The sequence below is a fragment of the Kribbella sp. C-35 genome (genome assembly GCF_046549195.1).
GTDB lineage: Bacteria > Actinomycetota > Actinomycetes > Propionibacteriales > Kribbellaceae > Kribbella.
In genome coordinates this window covers 184,552-206,628 of the sequence record NZ_JAJPWG010000002.1, presented here as the reverse complement: position 1 = coordinate 206,628, position 22,077 = coordinate 184,552, and the positions used below count along the sequence as shown (strand labels likewise).

The 22,077-nt window shown below is 69.4% G+C and carries 21 protein-coding genes and 1 riboswitch; of the genes, 17 read left to right on the top strand and 4 right to left on the bottom strand.

Annotated features, from left to right (window positions below; genetic code table 11):
* Positions 1-45: 45 nt before the first annotated feature.
* Positions 46-432, top strand: coding sequence for a VOC family protein (locus tag ACLJOO_RS13690; RefSeq protein WP_410787370.1), 387 nt, complete (start codon positions 46-48; stop codon positions 430-432).
* A 6-nt stretch (positions 433-438) separates the two neighbouring features.
* Here the strand turns inward: ACLJOO_RS13690 and ACLJOO_RS13685 are convergent, their stop codons facing one another.
* Together ACLJOO_RS13685 and ACLJOO_RS13680 are read right to left on the bottom strand one after the other, a co-directional pair.
* A complete protein-coding gene (locus ACLJOO_RS13685; RefSeq protein WP_410787369.1) occupies positions 439-1,752 on the bottom strand; it encodes a glycosyltransferase in 1,314 nt (437 codons plus the stop codon).
* Positions 1,749-3,968, bottom strand: a complete 2,220-nt coding sequence (locus ACLJOO_RS13680) for a glycoside hydrolase domain-containing protein (RefSeq protein ID WP_410787368.1) — start codon at positions 3,966-3,968, stop codon at positions 1,749-1,751. The genes ACLJOO_RS13685 and ACLJOO_RS13680 overlap by 4 nt, the downstream gene beginning before the upstream one ends.
* 158 nt (positions 3,969-4,126) lie before the next feature.
* On the opposite strand from ACLJOO_RS13680, the gene ACLJOO_RS13675 reads away from it, so the two are divergent.
* On the top strand, positions 4,127-4,891 hold the full coding sequence (locus tag ACLJOO_RS13675; RefSeq protein WP_410787366.1) for a class I SAM-dependent methyltransferase: 765 nt from the start codon (positions 4,127-4,129) through the stop codon (positions 4,889-4,891).
* 98 nt (positions 4,892-4,989) lie between these two features.
* Positions 4,990-6,612: an alkaline phosphatase D family protein gene (locus tag ACLJOO_RS13670; protein ID WP_410787365.1), complete on the top strand. Its 1,623-nt coding sequence runs from the start codon at positions 4,990-4,992 to the stop codon at positions 6,610-6,612.
* Positions 6,613-6,631: 19 nt separating this feature from the next.
* Here ACLJOO_RS13670 and ACLJOO_RS13665 read toward each other — a convergent pair whose 3' ends face one another.
* Both ACLJOO_RS13665 and ACLJOO_RS13660 read right to left on the bottom strand, forming a co-directional pair.
* Positions 6,632-7,813: an RNA polymerase sigma factor gene (locus ACLJOO_RS13665; RefSeq protein WP_410787363.1), complete on the bottom strand. Its 1,182-nt coding sequence runs from the start codon at positions 7,811-7,813 to the stop codon at positions 6,632-6,634.
* The gene (locus ACLJOO_RS13660; RefSeq protein WP_410787362.1) at positions 7,813-8,181 is read right to left on the bottom strand and encodes a YciI family protein; all 369 of its coding nucleotides are present in this window, start codon (positions 8,179-8,181) and stop codon (positions 7,813-7,815) included. The genes ACLJOO_RS13665 and ACLJOO_RS13660 overlap by 1 nt, the downstream gene beginning before the upstream one ends.
* A gap of 193 nt (positions 8,182-8,374) precedes the next feature.
* On the opposite strand from ACLJOO_RS13660, the gene ACLJOO_RS13655 reads away from it, so the two are divergent.
* From ACLJOO_RS13655 to ACLJOO_RS13590, 14 genes are all read left to right on the top strand, one after another.
* A complete protein-coding gene (locus ACLJOO_RS13655; RefSeq protein ID WP_130379364.1) occupies positions 8,375-8,971 on the top strand; it encodes a CDP-alcohol phosphatidyltransferase family protein in 597 nt (198 codons plus the stop codon).
* Positions 8,968-9,819, top strand: coding sequence for a DUF881 domain-containing protein (locus ACLJOO_RS13650; protein ID WP_410787361.1), 852 nt, complete (start codon positions 8,968-8,970; stop codon positions 9,817-9,819). The genes ACLJOO_RS13655 and ACLJOO_RS13650 overlap by 4 nt, the downstream gene beginning before the upstream one ends.
* Positions 9,816-10,148, top strand: a complete 333-nt coding sequence (locus tag ACLJOO_RS13645) for a small basic family protein (protein ID WP_130379362.1) — start codon at positions 9,816-9,818, stop codon at positions 10,146-10,148. Before ACLJOO_RS13650 ends, ACLJOO_RS13645 begins: the two co-directional genes overlap by 4 nt.
* 2 nt (positions 10,149-10,150) lie before the next feature.
* The gene (locus ACLJOO_RS13640; protein WP_410787360.1) at positions 10,151-10,981 is read left to right on the top strand and encodes a DUF881 domain-containing protein; all 831 of its coding nucleotides are present in this window, start codon (positions 10,151-10,153) and stop codon (positions 10,979-10,981) included.
* A 14-nt stretch (positions 10,982-10,995) separates the two neighbouring features.
* Complete coding sequence (gene gcvH / locus ACLJOO_RS13635; RefSeq protein WP_131293401.1) at positions 10,996-11,379, top strand: glycine cleavage system protein GcvH; 384 nt, start codon at positions 10,996-10,998, stop codon at positions 11,377-11,379.
* A 121-nt stretch (positions 11,380-11,500) separates the two neighbouring features.
* Positions 11,501-12,043, top strand: coding sequence for an FHA domain-containing protein (locus ACLJOO_RS13630; RefSeq protein ID WP_410787359.1), 543 nt, complete (start codon positions 11,501-11,503; stop codon positions 12,041-12,043).
* Complete coding sequence (locus ACLJOO_RS13625) at positions 12,030-12,743, top strand: MerR family transcriptional regulator (RefSeq protein WP_410787358.1); 714 nt, start codon at positions 12,030-12,032, stop codon at positions 12,741-12,743. Before ACLJOO_RS13630 ends, ACLJOO_RS13625 begins: the two co-directional genes overlap by 14 nt.
* 62 nt (positions 12,744-12,805) lie before the next feature.
* The gene (locus ACLJOO_RS13620) at positions 12,806-13,300 is read left to right on the top strand and encodes a bifunctional nuclease family protein (RefSeq protein WP_133791196.1); all 495 of its coding nucleotides are present in this window, start codon (positions 12,806-12,808) and stop codon (positions 13,298-13,300) included.
* A 244-nt stretch (positions 13,301-13,544) separates the two neighbouring features.
* A complete protein-coding gene (locus ACLJOO_RS13615; protein WP_410788669.1) occupies positions 13,545-14,114 on the top strand; it encodes a MerR family transcriptional regulator in 570 nt (189 codons plus the stop codon).
* Between the two features lie 49 nt (positions 14,115-14,163).
* Complete coding sequence (locus ACLJOO_RS13610; protein ID WP_410787357.1) at positions 14,164-15,024, top strand: dihydrodipicolinate synthase family protein; 861 nt, start codon at positions 14,164-14,166, stop codon at positions 15,022-15,024.
* Between the two features lie 15 nt (positions 15,025-15,039).
* Positions 15,040-15,129, top strand: a riboswitch (glycine riboswitch).
* Positions 15,130-15,201: 72 nt separating this feature from the next.
* A complete protein-coding gene (gene gcvP / locus ACLJOO_RS13605; protein WP_410787356.1) occupies positions 15,202-18,042 on the top strand; it encodes an aminomethyl-transferring glycine dehydrogenase in 2,841 nt (946 codons plus the stop codon).
* Between the two features lie 42 nt (positions 18,043-18,084).
* Positions 18,085-19,392, top strand: a complete 1,308-nt coding sequence (locus tag ACLJOO_RS13600) for a serine hydrolase domain-containing protein (RefSeq protein ID WP_410787355.1) — start codon at positions 18,085-18,087, stop codon at positions 19,390-19,392.
* A gap of 54 nt (positions 19,393-19,446) precedes the next feature.
* A complete protein-coding gene (locus ACLJOO_RS13595) occupies positions 19,447-19,869 on the top strand; it encodes a hypothetical protein (protein ID WP_410787353.1) in 423 nt (140 codons plus the stop codon).
* A gap of 39 nt (positions 19,870-19,908) precedes the next feature.
* Positions 19,909-22,065: an MMPL family transporter gene (locus ACLJOO_RS13590; RefSeq protein WP_410787352.1), complete on the top strand. Its 2,157-nt coding sequence runs from the start codon at positions 19,909-19,911 to the stop codon at positions 22,063-22,065.
* Positions 22,066-22,077: the final 12 nt, after the last annotated feature.

Sequence of the window (22,077 nt, the reverse complement as noted above, 5' to 3'; positions counted from 1 at the left end):
CCCAGTTCCGGACGACCACCGTCCGGAACACTAAAGTTGGTTTGCATGCACCGGAGCCGGATTTCCACGTTCCTGATCGACGTCCAGCGGGACGAGGTGCCGGACGCCACGGCGTTCTGGTCCGCGGCGCTCGGCGTACGGACGTCCTCGCCGGAGGGTGAGCCGCAGTTCATCAGCCTGCACAACGCCGTCCCGGGGTACGTGACCGCGATCCAGTCGATCGACGACGAGCCGCGGTACCACCTGGACATCGAGACCGACGACGTACCCGCCGAGGTCGCGCGGCTGACCGGACTCGGCGCGGTCGAGGTCTCGAGCTGGCAGGGGTGCCACACCCTGCGCGCCCCGGGCGGGCATCTGCTGTGTGTCATCCCGGTGCATAGCGATCCGGCGTACTTCGAGCAGCAGGCGACTGTCTGGGGCAGTGAGTAGGCCGGCTCAGGCGACGACGGGGACGGCGGGAGGCTCGGCGAGGGCGAAGAGGCGGTCGAACACGGCTACTCGGTCGAACTGCAACGCGTGCGCTCGCGCGCGCCGCTCGGCCTCCGCCCGCTGCTCGCGGGTCCAGTCGCACACGACCTCGTCAAGCACGGCCCGCAGCGTGGCAGGGTCCCGCTGCGGTACCAGCAGGGCCGTGTCACCGACCGCCTCGGGTACACCGCCGGTCGCGCAGGTGATGATCGGCCCGCCGCCGGCGAGAGCCTTCTCGACCAGCGCGATCCCGAACGTCTCCACGAACTCCGGCTGCTCGCGGGTCGGCAGCACGAACGCCGCGCTCCCGGCCATCAGCGCCGGCTTCTCCGCGTCGTCCACGTCGGTCAGCACCCGCACCCGCTCGCCCAGGCCCGCTGCCGCCACCCGCGCCACCACCGCGTCTTCGTGCGGCCCGCGCCCGGCCAGGACCAGTTGCACCCGCTCGGCCGACCGCGACCCGGCGTAGGCGTCGATCAGGTCGTCGATCCCCTTCGCCGAGGCGATCCGGGACAGGAACAGCACGTACCCGTCCCGCGAAAGGCCCCGTCGGGTAAGAGTTTCGGCGATCCGGTCATCGGTCAGCGACAGGTAGGGCCAGGAGTCGACCGCCGGGTAGGAGATGGCGATCCGCTCACGGCACTGCTCCGCGAACGTCGTACCGTGCATGCCGTCGAGGGTCGCCGCCGAGGCCACGATCAGATCCCTGGTGTACTCCGACACCGCCACGCAGTGGTCGGCCGCCAGGTAGACCGACAGGATGTGCGCGGCCGCCCCGAACCGGCCGGTGTCCACGCACTCGCGCACCACGTTGGTGATGTCGGAGCCCACCGCCTCGGCCACCGTGATGACCCGTGCGGGCCCGATCCGGCGCGCCACCTGGACGGCCTCGTGTACGGCGATCGCGTGCGGGCTCAGGTACAGCGACATCGCCACCGTCGGCACCCCGTCGCTGAACAACTCGACCAGCCGCCCGATCAGCCCGGACAGGTAGCGCCCGTCCGGAACCCGGTAGTCGCCAACGGGATCGGGCCGCTCCACGGTGATGCCAGGGCTGTACGGCGTCACGCGATCGAGTGGTTTCAACGGCAACCCGGCCGCCTCCAGCGCGTCCAGCGGCCAGGTCACGATCCGTACGTCGTCGAACCCGCGGGTGAGTGCTACCTCCGCGAGGCACCGGGCCTCACCGGAGTGCCCGCAGATCACCGGGTCGGCGCGGACGACGATGACCAGGCGGCGGGTGGGTGCGGACGGGACGAGCGTGTCCTCGGCGTTGTTCATGCCTCACCTCCAGCGGCGTGTAGCGGGTCGGATGTGGATGGCGGCCGGATCTTGGTGCCCCAGCCGGAGGGCTGAGGGCCGAGCTCGATGTGCAGGGTGCCGATGCGCCGCAGTTCCCGGCCGGAGATCCAGGGGCGTTCGAGCGTCTTGCCGTCCACCGCGATGGACTGGACGTAGGAGACCGGTCCGCCTGCCTCGACCGGCTCGAATCCGGTTGTGGTGATGGACAGCTCGCTCTCCGGCAGCCGGATCGTGGACTCCGCCACCGCCGGCGCGCTCACCAGGAACAGGTTCTGTCCGGCCACCGGGAACAGCCCGAGCGTCGCCCACACGTACCAGGCGGACAGCCCGCCCGAGTCGTCGTTACCCGGCAGCCCGCCCCGGCCGGTGCCGAACTGGTTGGCGACCGCGGCATGCACCACCTCGGCGGTTCGGTCCGGCCGTCCCGCGTAGTGGTAGGACCACGGCGCCTCGTAGTCCGGTTCGTTGTTCAATCCCTCGAACCGGGACAGCGCGTACCCGGCGTTCATCTCGGCCACGCTCGGCGCCACCCCCGGCTGGGTGACCGGTACGGCGCCGTACCCGAAGAACCGGTCGAGCAGACCGACGAACGCCTCGTCGCCGCCGGCGAGCGCGATCCGGGCGCGCATGTCGTGCAGCAACCGGAAGGAGTAGTTCCACCGGCCGCCCTCGTAGAACGTCGAGTCGCGCAGCAGGCCGGTGCCCGGGTCGTACGCCGCCCGCCAGCCGTGGGCGAGCTCGCGCATCTGCTGGGCCAGCGGCCGGTCGCGTACCTTGCGGGCGATCGCCGCGGTGCAGTGGTAGGCGTACGCCAGGTCGAGGGTGTGGCTGATCGGGTGCGCCACACCGTGCACCAGGTAGTCCTCGCCGTACGTCCGGCGCAGGTCCATCTCCAGGTGCACCATGGCCCACTCCCAGTCGATACCGGGCAGATCCAGGTGGCACAGGTCGGCGAAGAAGGTGTGCGCGAGCGCGCTGCCCTGCCGGGAGAACCGGTCGGCGCCCTTGGCCATCCGATAGCCGATCGGGAGGTTGCCCTCCTGCTCGGCGATCGACAGCATCGCACCGGCGAGTGCGACCGAACGCTGCGGGAACAACGTGGTCATCAGCGGCAGCTGGGTGCGGTAGATGTCCCACATGGTGCAGATGTCGAACGCGTAGGGGCCCTCGGTCGTCCACGACGGGCTCTCGTCCGGGGCAAAGCTCGGCTTGACCAGTGAGTGGTAGAGCGCGGTGCCGAAAGTCGTCGCCTGGTCGTCGGACTCGGCCTTGATCGCAACCTTGCCGAGGTGGTCGCGCCAGGTGGCTGCCGTGTCGTCGCGCCGTCCGGCGAAGGTGACCTGAGAGCGGCCGACGTCCGCGTGCAGGTTGTCGCGGGCTTTCTCACACCCGCGCAGCGAGAACCCCAGCCGCACCTCGACGGTCTGCTCGGCGCGCGAGGGGCCCATGAACATCAGCCCGAACGGTCGCAGTGTGGTCGGCCGGATGTAGTCGAAATCGAGGCGGGTGCCGCCCGGCATCAGGCGCCGGTCGTACCACAGCAGCTGCCGCCAGCCGGGGGCGTCGACCTCCAGATGCACGGCCAGCGGCACCCCCTCGACGTGGATCTCCCCTTGAGCCACCCCAGGCTCGAGCATCGCCAGGTGCGCCTTCAGCGGCACAGTTCGACTGTGCGGAATGGCCAGGCCGCCGGTCGAGGCGTCGATGACGATCCGGGCGGCGTCGTTCGCCGGGAAGGTGTACCGGTGGACGGCCGACTTGGGGCCGACCGTCACCTCGCAGTGCACCCCCGAGCTCAGCGTCGCCGCGTAGTAGCCGGGCTCGGCCACCTCGTCCAGCAGGTCCCACGTGGTACCCAGGTCGTCGAGCGGGCCGAGCATCGGCGTGACGCGGAAGTAGTTGTAGTACTTGCGGATCGCGCCGGTGCCGGACTGCTGGAAGTGGGTGAAGCCGGAGGCGACCGGGCGGTCGTACAACAGGTCGGGCACGCCCTCGGTGTTGAAGTCGTACAGCCCGTATCCGGTCGGGTAGGCCCCGGAGTACGGGCTGGCCGACACCATTCCGAAGGGGTGCATGGCGCCCGGGTGGGTGTTGCCGACCTGCGGCTTGGGCCACCACCAGGTCGCGGCCAGGCCCTTGGGCGTGGGCAGGTCGGTGGCGCCGGTACCGATGAACGGGTCGACGTACTTGTACATCGGGATCACCGCCTCGCGCCGCCGACGTGGGCTCTCAAGGTAAGAAGCGGATGTTTCCGCTGCATGACCGAAGGAAACGCGCAGGTTACGACCGGGAGCACGTTGGCCCGCAGCAGAAATCGGTGATCGGGCGGCACGCCCCGTCTACGCTCCGACACATGACTGAGCTTGCGGCGACGTTCCAGCAGGAGGCAGTGGCGGAGGCCTATCAGCATCGGCCGCCGTACCCGGACGAGGTGTTCGACCGGCTGGTGGAGCTGATCGCCGACGAGCCCCGGCGGGTGCTCGACATCGGCGCCGGCGAAGGCGCGATCGCGCGGCCGCTCGCGCCGCGGGTCGAGCACGTCGACGCGATCGACTTCTCGGCGCCGATGGTGGCGGCGGGCCAGGAGCGCGCGGGCGGCGACCACCCGAACCTCAGCTGGCAGGTCAACCCGATCGAGACCGCCGACCTCGACGGCCCGTACGCACTGGTGACAGCCGGGGCGAGCATCCACTGGATGCCGTGGGAGGAGACGTTCGCGCGGATCGTCCCGCACCTGACCCCGAACGCCCAGCTCGTCGTCATCGAGCACGGCCCGGTGGACATGCCCTGGTGGGACGGCGTCGTACAGGCGATCCAGAAGCATTCGCGCAAGAAGAACTACGACCCGAAGTACAGCGTCGTCGAGGCGATCCGCGACCGCGGGCTGCTCGGACCAACAGGTACGGCGCGGACCGCGCCCGTCACCTACCGCCAGAAGGTCGCGGACTACGTCGAGCAGTTCCACTCGACGTCGAGCCTGGCCCGCGACCTGATGACCGCCGAGGAAGCCGCCGACTTCGACGCGATCGTCGAGGAAGCGGTCCGCCCGTACGCGCAGGACGGCGTACTGGAGCTGAAGATCGAAGCCGAGCTCAGCTGGGGCCGGCCGGTCGCCTGAGGTTGTGATTGTTCAGCTTTTCGACGCCCGTATGCCATTGACCCAGCCGGACGGTGCGGCAAGGTTCATGACCTGACAGCCATCGTGGGAGGGTACTGATGAGCGAACGAGTGGTGCTGCCGTCGATCCGGCGGCGGACGCTGTTGGGTGCCGCGGGCGCCGCAGTCGCGGCCGGCGGAGTCGTCGACGTACGGCAGGCGCATGCGAACCCGATTCGGAGCGACCCGTTCGGCCTCGGTGTCGCCAGTGGCGACCCGCTGCCGGACCGGGTGATCCTGTGGACCCGCCTGCTGCGCGACCCGGCGGACGGCGCTCTTCTCACCGATCGCGCCGTACAGGTCGGATGGCAGGTCGCCACGGATGAGCGTTTCCGGCACGTGGTCAGGGCCGGATCGGCGACGGCGCGCCCGAACCTGGCGCACTCGATCCATGTGGATGCCGCCGGGCTGCGGCCGGGGCGTGACTACTTCTACCGGTTCCGTACCGGCAGATTCATCAGCCCCGTCGGACGCACTCGAACGGCGCCGGCTGCCGGCAGTGCCGTCGCGCGGCTGCGTTTCGCCGTGGCCAACTGCCAGGACTGGCAGAACGGGTACTTCGGGGCGTACCGGGACATCGCCGCGTCCGACCTCGACCTGGTCCTGCACGTCGGCGACTACATCTACGAGTACGACCCGCAGCAGGACGCGGTACGGCCACACAACGCGTCGTCCGGAACCGCAGCGGGCGCCAATCAGCTGATCACGCTCGCCGACTACCGCAACCGGCACGCGCTGTACAAGTCCGATCCCGCGTTGCAGGCGGCCCATGCCGCACTGCCCTTCATCTCGACGTGGGACGACCACGAGACCGAGAACAACTACGCCGGTCTCGTCGACGAGCAGGACGCCCCGCCGTGGCACCAGACACCCGAGCAGTTCAAGCTCCAGCGGGCCGCGGCGTACCAGGCCTGGTACGAGCACACCCCGGTACGGGCGACCAATCGGAGCGGATGGTCCGACCTGCGGATCTACCGGCGGTTCGACTTCGGCACGCTGTTGCGGCTGAACGTGCTCGACACCCGGCAGTACCGCACCGATCAGCCCGGCGGCGGTCTGCCGACCGGGGGACTGCCGTCCGACTTCGGGCCCCAGGCTCTCGGCGACACGAACGTGACGGGCACGCTGACCGGGCCGGTTCAGGAGAAATGGTTGCTGGACGGTCTCCGTACGTCGCACAGCCGGTGGAACGTGCTCGGGCAACAGGTGATGATGGCGCCGACCCGGTTCCTCGCTCCGCCGCCGGCCTCCGTGGTCAACCTCGACCAGTGGGACGGATACACGCCGCAGCGCCGCCGGCTGCTGGCCGCGATCGCCGCGAGCGAGGTCGCGAACCCGGTGGTGATCGCCGGCGACATCCACTCGACCTGGATCAACGACCTTCGCCTCACGGTGGACGACCCGTCCGCGCCGGTGGTGGCCAGCGAGTTCGTCTCGACGTCGATCACCTCGGACTTCCCGGCCGCGTTCGTACCGATCGCCGAGCAGTCCAACGCCGCCTTCAACCCATGGGTGCGCTACTTCAACGGCCGCACCCACGGCTGGCTGCGGATGGACGTCGACCGGACCCGCTGGTTGACCGAGGAGCGTTCGGTGTCGTCGGTCGCCGTACCCGATGCTCCGTCGTCCACCACCGCCCGTTGGGCCGTGGAGGCCGGCAAGCCGGGGGTTGTTCCGGCCTGATCGAACCGTCTGACAGAGGCTAGAGCGCGTCGGCGCGGGACTGCAGGTAGCGCTGCTCCGGCGTGCTCTGCGTCAGCCGGGCGGCGAGGTGGTACGCCTCGCGGGCACCCGCGTTGTCGCCGGACAACTCGAGGAGGTGCGCGCGTACGGCGGCCAGCCGGTGATGGTCGCGGAGCGCCGGATCCACGTCGTCGAGCAGCGTCAGCCCGGCGGCGGGGCCGTGCACCATCGCGACCGCGACGATCCGGTTCAGCGTCACCATCGGACCCGGCGCGGTCGCCTCGAGCAGTTCGTACAGCATCAGGATCTCGCGCCAGTCGGTCTCGTCGGCCTTCGCCGCCGAGTCGTGCACCGCGGCGATCGCCGCCTGCAGCTGGTACGGCCCGACCGGCGCCGACCGCAACGTCGACTCGATCAACTCGGTGCCCTCGGCAACCGCGGCCGCGTCCCACAACGACCGGTCCTGCTCCGGCAACGGCACCAGCGCCCCGTCCGCCGTCGTCCGGGCGGGCCGGCGCGCGTCGGTCAGCAGCATCAACGCGAGCAGCCCGGCCACCTCACCCTCAGCCGGCAACCGCGCACGCAACAACCGCGTCAGCCGGATCGCCTCCGCACTCAGCTCGACCCGGTGCAGCGACGTACCGGACGAGGCCGTGTAGCCCTCGTTGAAGACGAGATAGAGCACATGCAGTACGGCGGCCAGCCGCTCGGGCTGCTCCGCGGCCGGCGGCATCGCGAACCGCGCACCCTGGAGCTTCGCCTTCGCCCGGCTGATCCGTTGACCGATCGTTGCCTCCGGCACCAGAAATGCCCGCGCGATCTCACCGGTCGTCAAACCGCCGACGGCACGCAGCGTGAGTGCCACCTGCGACTGCGGCGTCAGTGCCGGATGACAGCACAGCATCAGCAACGTCAGCGAGTCGTCCTCCGACGAAGCGGGCTCCGGGGGAGTCCACGACGCGACGGTCTCTTCCCGACGCGTCCGAGCCGCCTCGTTCCGCAGTACCTCGATCCGCCGCCGGGAAGCGACCGTGATCAGCCAGCTGCGCGGATTGGCCGGAACACCTTCACCCGGCCACTGCAGCGAGGCAGCCAGCAGGGCCTCTTGTACGGCGTCCTCGCACGCGTCGAAGTCGCCGTACCGCCGGACCAGTGCGCCGAGCACCTGTGGCGCCTGCTCGCGGAGCAGCTCCTCGAGCATCAGCTGAACGCGCTGAGGTCACGGACGGGACGCACTTCCACGACGCTGAACGGCGCCTCCGGGATCTGCGCGACGATCTCCACCGCGCGGTCCATCGAGTCGCACTCCAGCAGGTAGAAGCCGGCCAGCTGCTCCTTCACCTCGGCGAACGGCCCGTCCGTCGTCATCGGCTTGCCGTCGCGGACCAGGACCTGTTTGGTCAGCTCCGGAGCGTCGAGCGACTCCGACGCGACCAGCTCGTTCTGAACGGCGAGGGCCTCGTGCAGAGCGGCGTAGCCCGCCATGCCTTCCTTCTTCTGCTCATCCGTCATCGAGTCCCATACCGTCCGGGACTCCGGGTTGCCGTAGATCAGTACCAGGAACCTCATCTGCTCAGGGTAAGCATCACCCTTGGGTATCGATCGGGTCACCGGTTCGTCGCAGGCATAGCGGCCGCCGCGACAGCGCGTTCTGGTATCAGGGGAAAGTCGGGGCGTGCCCCGGGCCAGGCGGCCGTAAACCTGTCGGGGCTCCCCAGTAGAGTTACGACGGGAATCCAGGGTGGAGAGAGGGAGGGGTCGCGTGCCGGACTTGGAAGTGTCCGACCGGGTGTGGACGATCCCGAACGCGCTCAGCTTCCTGAGGTTGCTGGGGGTGCCGCTGTTCCTGTGGCTGGTCCTCGGACCCAAGGAAGACGGCTGGGCGCTGCTGGTGCTGGCCATCTCCGGGTTCACCGACTGGGCCGACGGCCAGATCGCCCGGCGGATGAATCAGACCAGTCGCCTGGGCCAGATGCTCGACCCGGTGGCCGACCGGCTGTACATCTTCGCGACCGTCATCGGCCTGGCCCTGCGCGACATCATCCCCTGGTGGCTGGCGATCGCGCTGCCGCTGCGGGACCTGCTGCTCACCTTCACGCTGCCGGCACTGCACCGCCGCGGTTTCAACGCGCTACCGGTGCACTTCCTCGGCAAGTCCGCCACGTTCTGCCTGCTGTACGCATTCCCGCTGCTCCTGCTCGGCGACGGCGACAGCACCCTCAATCTGCTCGCCCGCGTGTTCGGCTGGGCGTTCGCGATCTGGGGGACCGGTCTGTACTACTGGGCCGGCGCGCTGTACTTCGCCCAGCTGCGCCACCTGATCCAGACGGTCAAACCGATCAAGGACTCGGCCGGGTGACCCAGCAAGCCCCCGAGCAGACGACACCGCAGCCGACACCGCCACGGCGCGTCGACGCGTCGATGTCACTGCTGAACAACCTGATGGCGCATCCCCTCGACGAGGGGTACGCCGTCGCGGCCCGGACCGGCCCGGCCGGCAAACAGACCCGGTCCCGGCACCGGGTGATGCTGGTGGTGGCCGCCGCCGTCCTCGGCTTCCTGCTCGCGGTCGCCGCAGCGCAGAACTACCGCAGCGCACCGGAGGCGGAGAAGCAGCGTAAGGAGCTGATCACCCGCATCAACCAGGCCGACAACCGGTTGACCGAGCTGCGCAACAACCAGTCCCGGCTCGCCGACGAGGTACGCCGGTTGCAGGCGAGCGGCCTGAGCAACGACAGTACGGGCGCCGCGCTGCAGCAGAAGCTCGACGACCTCGAACTGCAGACCGGAGCGATCGCGGTCACCGGCCCGGGCCTCAAAGCGGTGATCGACGACGCCAAGAACGCCGACGCGAAGGAAGGCCGGCTGCTCGACGTCGACCTGCAGCAGTTGGTCAACGGTCTGTGGACGTCCGGTGCGGAGGCGATCTCGGTGAACGGTCACCGGATCACGTCGCTGACCGCGATCCGCGGTGCGGGCAGTGCCATCACCGTTGACTACAGTTCGCTGACCCCGCCGTACACGGTGCTCGCGATCGGGGACACCGCGACCATGCCGGCCCGGTTCGCGCAGAGCTCGGGCGGGCGCTGGGTGCAGTACCTGGTGAGCAACTTCGATGTCCGGATGACGATCACGACGGAGGACTCCTTGCTGGTGCCGGCCGATGCGACCATCGCGTTGCGCTACGCGAAGGTGAGAACGAGATGATCGCCGTACTCGGGCTGGTGATCGGTGTCGTCGTCGGTCTGCTGGTGGCGCCCGACGTACCGGACTGGGCGCAGCCGTACCTGCCGATCGCGGTCGTGGCCGCGCTGGACGCGGTGTTCGGCGCGCTGCGCGCGTTCCTGGACGGGATCTTCGACGACAAGGTGTTCGTCGTGTCGTTCGTGTCCAACGTGCTGATCGCGGCCCTGATCGTGTACCTGGGCGACCAGCTCGGCGTCGGCTCGCAGCTGTCCACCGGTGTGGTCGTCGTGCTCGGCATCCGCATCTTCACCAACATGGCCGCGATCCGCCGGCACATCTTCCGGGCCTGATCATGAGCGACGAGAAGCCGGCCAAGCCGGAACAGCCGGAGAAGGCCGCGGTCGAACAGCCGCAGCCGCAGACCCCGACGCCGATGCCGAAGCCGCGGACGCCGAACCTGGCGCTGCGCCGGTTGCGGGCCGGGTTCAAGCCGTCCCGCGGTCAGGCGATCGTCGCGGTCGTGCTCGCCCTGGTCGCGTGTGTCGCGGTCGTGCAGGTCCGGGTGAACCGGGCCGACGACGGCTACCAGAACGCCCGCCGCGAGGACCTGATCGCGATCCTCGACGGCCTCGGGCAGAACACCCGGCGGCTGGAGAGCGAGATCGCGGACCTGGAGGAGCGGAAGAACTCGCTGTCCTCCAGCGCCGACAAGGCGCAGACCGCCCGCGAGCAGGCGGAGGCCCAGGTCCGCACCCTCGGCATCCTGGCCGGTACGCTGCCCGCGCAGGGCCCGGGGGTCCGGATCACGCTGAACGACCCGCAGGGCAAGATGGCCTCGCTCAACCTGCTGGACGCGATCGAGGAGTTGCGGGACGCCGGCGCCGAGGCGATCCAGATCAACGGGTCGGTCCGGGTGGTGGCCAGCACCGACTTCGTGGACGACGCACCCGGGATCCAGATCGACGGCCAGAAGGTGAACTCGCCGTACGTCATCGAGGCGATCGGCGAGTCCCACAACCTGTCCGAGGCGGCCAACTTCCCGGGCGGCCTGGTCAGCGAGGTGACCGGCCCGCAGGTGGGCGGAACCGCCGAGGTCACCGAGCTCGACAACGTCGCGATCACTGCCTTGCACGCGCCGGAGGAGCATCGTTACGCTCGCCCGGCGCCCAGCCCCACGAAGTAGAAACGAGGACGAAGGTGTACCCCGAAGACCTGAAGTACACGGCCGAGCACGAATGGCTGAAGGCCGGCGAGGAAGGACCCGTGCGGGTCGGCATCACCGACTTCGCGCAGGACCAGCTCGGTGACATCGTGTACGTGCAGCTGCCCGACGTCGGCAGCGTGGTGCGAGCCGGCGACGCCTGTGGCGAGTTGGAGTCGACCAAGAGCGTGAGCGACCTGTACGCCCCGGTGAACGGCACGGTGACCGCGGTCAACGAGTCGCTCGCCGACCAGCCGGACCTGGTGAACAGCGACCCGTACGGCGAGGGCTGGCTGCTCGACATCGAGGTCGAGGACACCGCCGAGGTGGCCGCGCTGATGGACGCCGAGGCCTACCAGGGCCAGCTCGACCAAGGCTGAACCAGGGCTGATAAGTTACGGACCTCAACCGCTGGTCGAGGGTTGAGGTCCATGTCCACACTGTTACCACGGGGTCTATCGAAAACGTCGCCGGACCACCGGCGATCGGGAGGATCACAGCATGCCGTTCTGCAACCAGTGCGGGCACGAGAACTCCGAGGGCAGCCGGTTCTGCTCGCAGTGCGGAGCGATGCTGCCTGGCGCGGACCGCCCGGCGGCAGCCCCGGCCCAGCCGACGCCGCAGCCGACGCCGGGTGTCACCGACACGGCGATGCTGACCCCGATCGGTGCCGAGCCGGAGCCGGAGGGTACCGGCGAGCCGCTGTCCGTCGACGACGCGGCCGCGGTCGGCGCGTTGCCGGCCGGGTCCGCCCTGCTGATCGTCCAGCGCGGGCCGAACGCGGGCAGCCGCTTCCTGCTCGACGTCGACGTGGTCACCGCCGGCCGGCACCCGGACAGCGACATCTTCCTCGACGACGTGACGGTGTCGCGCCGGCACGCCGAGTTCCGCCGGGACCCGTACGGCGTGAAGGTCCGCGACGTCGGCAGCCTGAACGGCACGTACGTCAACCGTGACCGGATCGACGAGGTCCTGCTGACCAACGGGGACGAGGTCCAGATCGGCAAGTACCGGCTGGTGTACTACGCCAGTGGCCAGGCCTGATCCCAGCGCTCCTGAGCCCACCGGCAACGCGCCTGCGGGCGGCCTCGGCATCGGAGAGGTGCTGCAGCTCCTGCAGGCCGAGTTCGCCGACGTCACGATCTCCAAGATCCGCTTCCTGGAGGCCGAGGGGCTGGTGACGCCTGCCCGGACGGCGTCCGGCTACCGCAAGTTCAGTGCCGCCGACCTCGACCGGCTGCGGTACGTGCTGACCGCGCAACGTGATCAGTACCTGCCGCTGAAAGTGATCAAGGAACACCTCGGTGCGATCGACCGCGGCCTGCAGCCGGCCGCCGCCGGTCCGCCGGTCGCGCCGAATTCGTTGCCGCAGACACCAGGCCAGCCGGTCGCTGAGGACTTCGGTGCCGCGAGCACCGAGCTGCAGCTGACCCGGGACGAGCTGCGGGCCGCCGCCGACGTACCGTCCGAACTGCTCGACGAGCTGGAGAGTCACGGCCTGGTGGTGGCCAGCGGCAACCACTACGGCGGCGACGCGATCGTGATCGCACAGGTCGCGGCCGCGTTGGCGGCGTACGGTCTCGAACCACGGCACCTGCGGGCGTTCCGTACGGCGGCGGACCGCGAGGTCGGCCTCATCGAACAGGTCACCGGCCCCCGCCGTACCGAACAGACCGGTGAGCTGGCCGCCCTCACCGTCCGTCTGCACACTGCCCTGGTCCGCTCTCGGCTGCCGCGTTCGTAAGGCTGTCCACAGCGAACCCCCGTGGGCCTGCCCGGGGCTTCCCCTCGGAGTAGGCTGAACGTGTGCGCGAAGTCGACGTGGTCGGAGTCCGGGTGGAGATGCCCTCGAGTCAGCCGATCGTGCTGCTGAAAGAGGTCGGAGGTGAGCGATACCTGCCGATCTGGATCGGTGCTGCCGAGGCGAGTGCGATCGCCTTCGCCCAGCAGGGCATGGAGCCGCCCCGGCCGCTGACCCACGACCTGTTCGCGGAGACCATCCGCGTCCTCGGGCACACCCTCAGCCAGGTCCGGATCGTGAACCTGACCGACGGCATCTTCGAGGCGATCCTGGTGTTCGACGACAAGACCGAGATCTCGGCCCGCCCGTCGGACTCGATCGCGATCGCGCTGCGGACCGGGACCCCGGTGTTCTGCGCCGACGAGATCCTCGCCGAGGCCGGCATCCCGGTCCCGGAGAGTGAGACGAACGGCGCCGACGAGGTGGAGGAGGAAGAGGAGGTCGAGCGGTTCCGGGAGTTCCTCGACCAGGTGACCCCGGAGGACTTCGACAAGAGCTGAAGAGCACGCTGGGGACCCTCAGAAACCTAGGTAACGATTCGTACGGCGGTCGCGACACGCTCCCGGCTCGATGCGGTTGTCGTTGACCCTGTTCGGGCGGCGGCTTACCGTGAAGACGTCGTGGGGTGGTGTCACTCCACGGAGATGGCTCGTTCCAGTCGGTATCCAGGGAGGCTCAGGCGTGACACGCACCGGGGACACGGATCTGACGGCGCAGTCGACGTCCGACGCGCACGCAGAGGCTGTGGCAGCCGCTACTGCCACCGCCGGCGTTCAGGGTCTGCTGTTCGACGACGACCTACGGCCGATGCCGGAGGACGTCGGGTTCCGCGGTCCGACGGCCTGCGCCGCGGCCGGGATCACGTACCGGCAGCTCGACTACTGGGCCCGCACCGGCCTGGTCTCCCCGTCCGTGCGCCCGGCGACCGGCTCGGGGACGCAACGGTTGTACGGTTTCCGTGACGTTCTGCTGCTGAAAGTGATCAAGCGGCTGCTGGACGCCGGGATCTCGCTGCAGCAGATCCGGACCGCGATCGCGCACCTCAGCAAGCGCGGCTTCGACGACCTGACCCAGATCACGCTGATGAGCGACGGCGCGTCGGTCTACATGTGCTCCTCGCCCGACGAGGTCATCGACCTGCTGGCCGGCGGCCAGGGCGTGTTCGGGATCGCGCTCGGCGGCGTCTGGCGCGAGGTCGAGGGTTCGCTGTCCGAGCTCCCGACCGAGCGGGCCGACGGTCACGACGAGGGCGACTCCGACGGCCACGCCAACGACGAACTCGCCGCCCGCCGCCGCGCCCGGATGACCGGCTGACGTAGTTCCTGACTCTGTGCGCCCACTCACCGCTGATTCGCTCCGCGGTGTGTGGGCGACTTTGTTGTTACCGCTGAACGCCGACGACTCGATCGACTTCCCGCGTCTGGAAGCCCAGGCCGAGGTGCTCGGCGGCAGTCAGTTGGACGGGTTGTACGCCCACGGGACGGCGGGGGAGTTCCAGACCCTGACCGAGGACGAGTTCGACCGGGTCAACGAGCTCCTCGCCGCAGCGGGTAAACCGTTCCAGATCGGTGCCAGTCACCCGTCCGCCCAGCTCCAGCTGTCCCGCGTCCGCCGCGCGGCGGCCCTGCATCCCGGCGCGATCCAGGTCATCGTCCCGGACTGGCTGCCGCTGAACGCCCACGAAGTACTCGACTTTCTACGGCGGACCGCCGACGCGGCTGGTGACGTACCCCTCGTGCTCTACAACCCACCGCACGCCAAGACCACCATCGGGCCGCGGCAGCTGGGTGAGCTGGCGGCGGCGGTGCCGGGTCTGATCGGGTTGAAGACCGCGGGCGGTGACAAGACGTGGTTCGACGAGGCCACGCGGTCTGGGCTGGCGATCTTCGTGCCGGGGCATTTCCTGGCGAGTATGTCGTTACTCGGTGCACACGGCAGCTACTCGAACGTGGCAGCGCTCTCGCCGAACGGCGCCGTGCGGACGGCGCATGACCTGGACGTCGAGCGGCGGATCGACGAGTTCTTCGCGGCTCACGTCGTACCGCTGCAGAAGGCCGGCCTCTCGAACCCTGGGCTCGACAAGTTCCTGGCCGCGGTCGGTGGGTGGGCGGACGTCGGCACGCGGGTGCGCTGGCCGATGCAGTCGGCGACGGCCGAGCAGGTGGCGGCGGCACGGCCGGTCGTGCGGAGCCTGCTGCCCGAACTGTTCGGAGATTCCTGGTAGCCTCGAGGCAGCCGTTCACAGCACTCGGGAGAGACCCGTGTCATCGGGCGCCGAAGGGGCAATTCCTCCCCGGAACCTCTCAGGCCCATGGACCGAGTGTCGCAGGCGACTCTGGAGCGCAGCGCGCGTGACAGAGGGGGAGGCCACCGGCAGCGACAGTCAGCATCGGAGCCTCTAGTGAACGACACCCCTCAGCTTTCGGCGACGTTCGCCGACCGGCACATCGGTCCGCGCCCGGACGAGATCGCCCGGATGGTCCAGCTCCTCGGGTACGACGACGTCGACACGCTGGTCGACGACGCAGTGCCCGCCTCGATCCGCTCCGCCGAGGCGCTGCGGCTGCCCGAGCCGGCCTCCGAGGTCGACGCGCTGACGGAGCTCCGCCAGCTCGCGGCCCGCAACACCGTCGCCACCTCGATGATCGGCCAGGGGTACTACGGCACCTTCACACCGTCCGTGATCGTCCGCCGCCTGGTCGAGAACCCGGCCTGGTACACGGCGTACACGCCGTACCAGCCGGAGATCTCCCAGGGCCGGCTCGAGGCGCTGCTGAACTTCCAGACCGCGGTCTCCGATCTGACCGGGCTGCCGACCGCCAACGCGTCGCTGCTCGACGAGGGCACCGCGGCCGCCGAGGCGATGACCCTGGCGCACCGGTCGAACAAGAAGAGCAAGTCGGACCGCTTCCTGGTCGACGCCGACACCTTCGCCCAGACGATCGCGGTCGTGCAGACCCGCGCCGAGGCGCTCGGTATCGAGGTCGTCGTCGCCGACACGACCGACGGTCTGCCCGAGGGCGACTTCTTCGGTCTCCTCGTGCAGTACCCGGGGTCCAACGGCGCAGTCCGCGACCTCAAGCCGCTGATCGAGGCGGCGCACGGCCGCGACACATTGGTTGCTGTGGCCTCCGATCTGCTCGCGTTGACGGTCCTTGAAGCGCCGGGAGAGGCGGGCGCCGACATCGTCATCGGTTCCTCGCAGCGCTTCGGCGTACCGCTGTTCTACGGCGGCCCGCACGCCGGCTTCATGTCGGTCCGCTCCGGCCTCGAGCGGTCGTTGCCCGGTCGTCTCGTCGGCGTCTCGGTCGACGCGGACGGCGCCCCGGCGTACCGGCTGGCGCTGCAGACGCGTGAGCAGCACATCCGTCGCGAGAAGGCGACGTCGAACATCTGTACGGCGCAGGTCCTGCTCGCCGTCGTCGCCTCGATGTACGCCGTCTACCACGGACCGGATGGTCTGCAGGCGATCGCGGAGCGGGTGCACAACTATGCCGGCAAGCTGGCCGCCTCGCTGCGTGCAGGCGGGGTCGAGGTCGTGCACGACGACTTCTTCGACACCGTCCTCGCCCGGGTCCCGGGTCGCGCCGCCGACGTGGTGGACGCCGCCCGGCAGAACGGGATCTGGCTGCGGCTCGTCGACGCGGACCACGTCGGCATCTCCTGCGACGAGAAGACCGACGTCGCGACGCTCACCCGGGTCTGCCAGTCCTTCGGCGTCCAGTACGACGACACGCTTGCCGGGCCCGGTATCGCCGTACCGCGGACCACGGAGTACCTGACCCACCCGGTGTTCAACACGCACCGGTCCGAGACGGCGATGCTGCGGTACCTGCGCAAGCTGTCCGACAAGGACTACGCACTGGACCGCGGGATGATCCCGCTCGGGTCCTGCACGATGAAGCTGAACGCGACCACCGAGATGGAGCCGGTCACCTGGCCGGAGTTCGCCGACGTCCACCCGTTCGCGCCGATCGAGGACGCGGCCGGCTACGTGAAGCTGATCGGTCAGCTGGAGCGCTGGCTGGCCGAGGTCACCGGGTACGCGAAGGTCTCGATCCAGCCGAACGCGGGCTCGCAGGGTGAGCTGGCCGGTCTGCTCGCGATTCGCGGCTACCACCACGCGCAGGGCGATCAGGACCGCAACGTCTGCCTGATCCCGGCCAGCGCGCACGGCACCAACGCCGCGTCCGCGGTGATGGCCGGTATGAAGGTCGTTGTTGTCAAGGGCAACGACGACGGCACGATCGACCTCGACGACCTGCGCGCGAAGGCCTCCGAGCACGCGGCGAAGCTCGCGGCGATCATGATCACGTACCCGTCCACGCACGGCGTGTACGAGGAGAGCGTCCGCGAGGTCTGCCAGATCGTCCACGACCACGGCGGTCAGGTGTACGTCGACGGCGCGAACCTGAACGCCCTGCTCGGGCTCGCGAAGCCGGGCGAGTTCGGCGGCGACGTCAGCCACCTGAACCTGCACAAGACGTTCTGCATCCCGCACGGCGGCGGTGGCCCGGGCGTCGGCCCGGTCGCGGTCGCGGCGCACCTGGCGCCGTACCTGCCGAACCACCCGCTGCTCGATCAGGCCGGTCCGGAGTCCGGCGTCGGCCCGATCAGCGCGGCGCCGTTCGGCTCGGCCGGTGTGCTGGCGATCTCGTGGGCCTACATCCGGATGATGGGCGCTTCCGGTTTGACCGAGGCGACCAAGGCCGCCGTACTGACCGCGAACTACGTGGCGAAGCGGCTCGAGGGCGCGTTCCCGGTGCTCTACACCGGCGAGAACGGCCTGGTCGCGCACGAGTGCATCCTGGACCTGCGGCCGATGACCAAGGAGACCGGGATCAGCGTCGACGACGTCGCGAAGCGGCTGATCGACTACGGCTTCCACGCACCGACCATGTCGTTCCCGGTCGCCGGCACGCTGATGGTCGAGCCGACCGAGTCCGAGGACCTCGGCGAACTCGACCGTTTCTGCGACGCGATGATCGCGATCCGCCACGAGATCGACCGGGTCGCCGCGGGCGAGTGGCCGGCCGCCGACAACCCGCTGGTGAACGCCCCGCACACCGCGGAGTCGGTCATCAACGACAAGTGGGAGCACGCCTACACCCGCGAAGAGGCCGCCTTCCCCCGCTCAGTCGACCGAGCCTCGAAGTACTGGCCGCCGGTCCGCCGCATCGACGGCGCGTACGGCGACCGCAACCTCATCTGCTCCTGCCCTTCACCGGAGGCGTTCGAGTAGAACGGGCATACTGGTCTGTCCACGACCTGCCTGGAGCCTCAGTTGACTCACGTACGTCCGGACACCGCCGCTGCTCTGTTTGCCGAGGTTGCGACAGCGCAGGGGGAGTGGAAGTTGCCGTCGGTGAATGCCGGGGTGCTGCGGGACGGGGAGTTGGTGTGGACCGGGGCGCGGGGGCGGTTCGCGACGGCTGACGGGGGCTTGCCGGGGACGGATGTGCAGTACCGGATCGGGTCGATCACGAAGACGATGACGGCGGTGCTGATCATGCAGTGCCGCGATGACGGGCTGCTGTCGCTGAACGATGCTGTTGGCAAGCATCTGCCGGGGATCGCGTTCGGGGACCGGACGATCCGGCAGTTGCTCGCGCACAGCGGCGGGATGAACGCGGAGCCTGAAGGCCCTTGGTGGGAACGGAATCCGGGCGTCTCGTTCGACGAGCTGACCGCCGCGATGAACGACTCGCAGGCGGTCGGCCCAGCGGATCGGCGGCATCACTACTCGAACCTCGGGTATGGGCTGCTCGGTGAAATCGTCGCCCGGCTCCGGAGCCAGTCGTGGGTCGAGCTCGTCCAGACCAGGGTTCTGGATCCGCTCGAGATGCGGCGTACGTCGTACTTCCCGGCGGCCCCGGCCGCCGACGGATTCTCGGTGCACCCGTTCAGCGGGCAGCTGGACCCGGAGCCGGCGTACGACTCGGGCGCGATGGCGCCGGCGGGGCAGTTGTGGAGCACGATCGAGGACCTGGCACGGTACGCGACGTTCTGGATCGACCCGGTGCACGAGGTGCTGAGCCGGGACTCGGTCGAGGAGATGGCGGCGCCGGTGGCGTCGGATCCGCGGGAGGGCCTGAACGCGTCGTACGGGCTCGGGCTGCGGCTGATCGCGGACGATCCGCACCTGCTGATCGGTCACACCGGTTCGATGCCGGGCTTCCTCGCCGGGCTGTTCGTCGACCGGGTCCGCCGGGTCGGCGCGGTGACGCTCGGCAACGCGACGTACGGCCGGGTGGCGTCGCTGGCTCCCGACCTGGTCCGCATCCTGACCCGGTACGAGCCGCCGATCACGCAGGAGTGGGTGCCGGAGCCGCCGCTGGCCCAAGGCGCCGAGCTGCTCGGCCACTGGTACTGGGGCAACACGCCGCTGACGATCTCCGTCTGCGCGGGAATCCTGCAACTCTCCGGCGGCCTCACAACCCGCCTGTCACCCCTCGCCCCCGACCTCTACCAGGGCCGCGACGGCTACCTGGCCGGCGAAAAACTCCACGTCCTCCGCAACGGCGACACCATCACCCACCTGAATGTCGCCACGTTTGTCCTGACCAGGACCCCGTACGGACTCGACCAGTAGTAGCTGTCAGGCGCGTGTCAGGGCGGTGTCAGGACGCCCGGTGATGGTGGTTGCATGACGAATCAGAGCAGTTCCGCAATCACCCTCACCGAGCAGGACAAGACCACGCTGGCGATCGCCGCGCATGGCGCAATCGCGCTCATCACAGCCGCCGGCGTGAAATCCGCCGGCAAGATCGCCGTCGCGGGATCCCTGGCCCTGGCCTCGGCCACCGGACCGGTCGGGCACGCGCTCGACGAGAAGCAGAAGGGCCTGAAGCTCGACGGAAAGACGACGGCCGAGCTCGCCGACCAGGTGTTCCCGGCGCTGACGGCGTCCTATGCCCTGCTCAAGGAGCAGGACCCGGCCGAGGCCGGCAACTTCCGCAGCACCGTCCTCACCGCCGTCGAGGCCGGCGCCCGGGCCGAGCGCGGCGGCACCGGTCCGGCGATGACCGAGATGATCCGCAAGATCACCGAAGCCCTCGACGCGGCCTGACCGTCCATTCCAAGATCTCCTGCCCGGAGGCAGACCGACATGTTCCACCGCATCGGGCGCGTTGCCGTCCGTCATCCCATCTGGACGATTCTCGCCTGGCTGGTGGTCGCGGTCGCCGTAGCGGCGACCGCGCCGAGCCTGCCCTCGAGCAGCGACCAGAGCAGCTTCCTGCCCAAGAGTTACGAGTCGATCCAGGCCGCGGAGCTTCAGCAGAGCGCGTTCCCGAGCGCGTTCACGCCGTCCGCGATCGTCCTCTACCAGCGCTCCGACGGTGGCCGGCTGACGCCGGCCGACCTGGCGGATGCCACGAAGATCACCACCGAACTCGGCGCCAAGAAGATCGACCAGGTTCAGCAGGTCGTTCCCGGCCCGCCGTCGAAGGACGGCCGCTACGTGCTCGGCCTGGTGTCGATGGACACCAACAACGCTGGTCAGCCGAGTCAACTGGACGCCGCGAAGACCCTGCGCCAGGACGCGAAGGACCTGGCGAAAGGTACTCAGCTCAAGGCTGAGCTGGGTGGGTCGGCCGCCCAGGGCCTGGACCAGCAGGACTCATCGGCTCGGGCCAACACGCTGACGTTCGCCGGCACCTTCGCGATCATCCTGATCACGTTGCTGATCATCTTCCGTTCGCCGATCCTCGCGCTGCTGCCGTTGTTGGTCCTGCTCGCCGTCGTGTCCTCGACGGCCACCGGCCTGATCGCCGACGCCACGAAGCTGTTCGGGCTCGAGGCCAGCAGTTCGATCTCGGCGTTGCTGATCGTCGTACTGCTCGGGGTCGGCACCGACTACTACTTGTTCCTGATGTTCCGCTACCGCGAGCGGCTGCGGGCCGGTGACGAGCCCAAGGAAGCCATGATCAACGCGGTCGGCCGCGTCGGCGAGGCGATCGCGTCGGCGGCCGGTGCGGTCATCATCGCGTTCCTCGCGCTCCTGTTGTCGACGCTCGGTTTCCTCAAGCAGATGGGGCCGGCGCTGGCCATCACGGTCGCGGTGACCCTGGTCGCCGCGCTGACGCTGTTCCCGGCGATCTGCTCGCTGATCTCGCCGCGCGCCCTCTTCTGGCCGTCGAAGGCGTGGCGCACGGAGCCGTCGAACGCACGTTTCGCGGCCCTCGGACGCGGCGTACAACGCCGTCCCGCCCTGTTCGCCGCGGTGTCCGGGCTGGTGATGGTCGCGCTGGCGCTTGGCACGCTCGGATTCAAGGCCACCTTCGACCTGGCGGCCGGCTCGATGCCGGCGACCAAGGAGTCGATGGTCGTGCAGACCGAGATGCAGAAGGCGTACTCGGCCGGTGCCGCCGAACCGACATCCGTCCTGGTCACCACAACCGGTGGGCGGCTCGACACCGCGCTGCTGCCGGCGTACGAGAAGAAGCTCGGTGCGGTCCCGGGGGTTGCCGACGTACAGCCGGCGGCGATCAGCAAAGACGGCCGGACCGCGAGCATCACGGTCACACTCGAGTACGGGTCGGCCACCGATCAGGCCATCAGCACGGTCGGTGACGTGCGCGCGGTCGCGCATGCCGACGCCCCACCCGGTACGACGGCGCTCGTCGGCGGCATGTCGTCGATCTACAAGGACATCGACGCCGCGGTCAACCACGACTACCGCACCGTCTTCCCGCTGGCCGCCCTGCTGATCATGATCATCCTCGGGCTGCTGCTGCGCAGCGTGGTGGCGCCCTGGTACCTGATGGCCTCGGTCGGGCTGGGCTTCGGAGCCACGCTCGGCGCCACGGTGCTCATCTTCCAGAACAGCCTGGGGCATTCGGGTCTGATGTTCATGCTCCCGGTGATCATGTACCTGTTCGTGGTCGCCATCGGCACCGACTACAACATCCTCATGATCGCCCGGCTCCGGGAAGAGGCCCGCGAAGGCCGTGATCCGCGCGCGGCCGCGAGCATGGCGGTCCGGCACGCCGGTCCGACCGTCGCGGCGGCCGGGTTCATCCTGGCGGCCACATTCGCCACCTTGATGCTGGCGGGCAACTCGCTGCTGACCGAGATGGGGTTCGCCGTCTCCTTCGGCATCGTCGTCGCCGCGTTCGTGATGGCGATGTTCTTCACCCCGAGCCTGACCGCATTGATCGGCCACGCCGCCTGGTGGCCGGGCCACCAGGACCGGAAGACGCTCCCCGGACAGGGCAGCGCCGACTCGGGCACGAGAAAACTCGAACCCGCCGGCCGAGACTGATCGCTCTCGCGG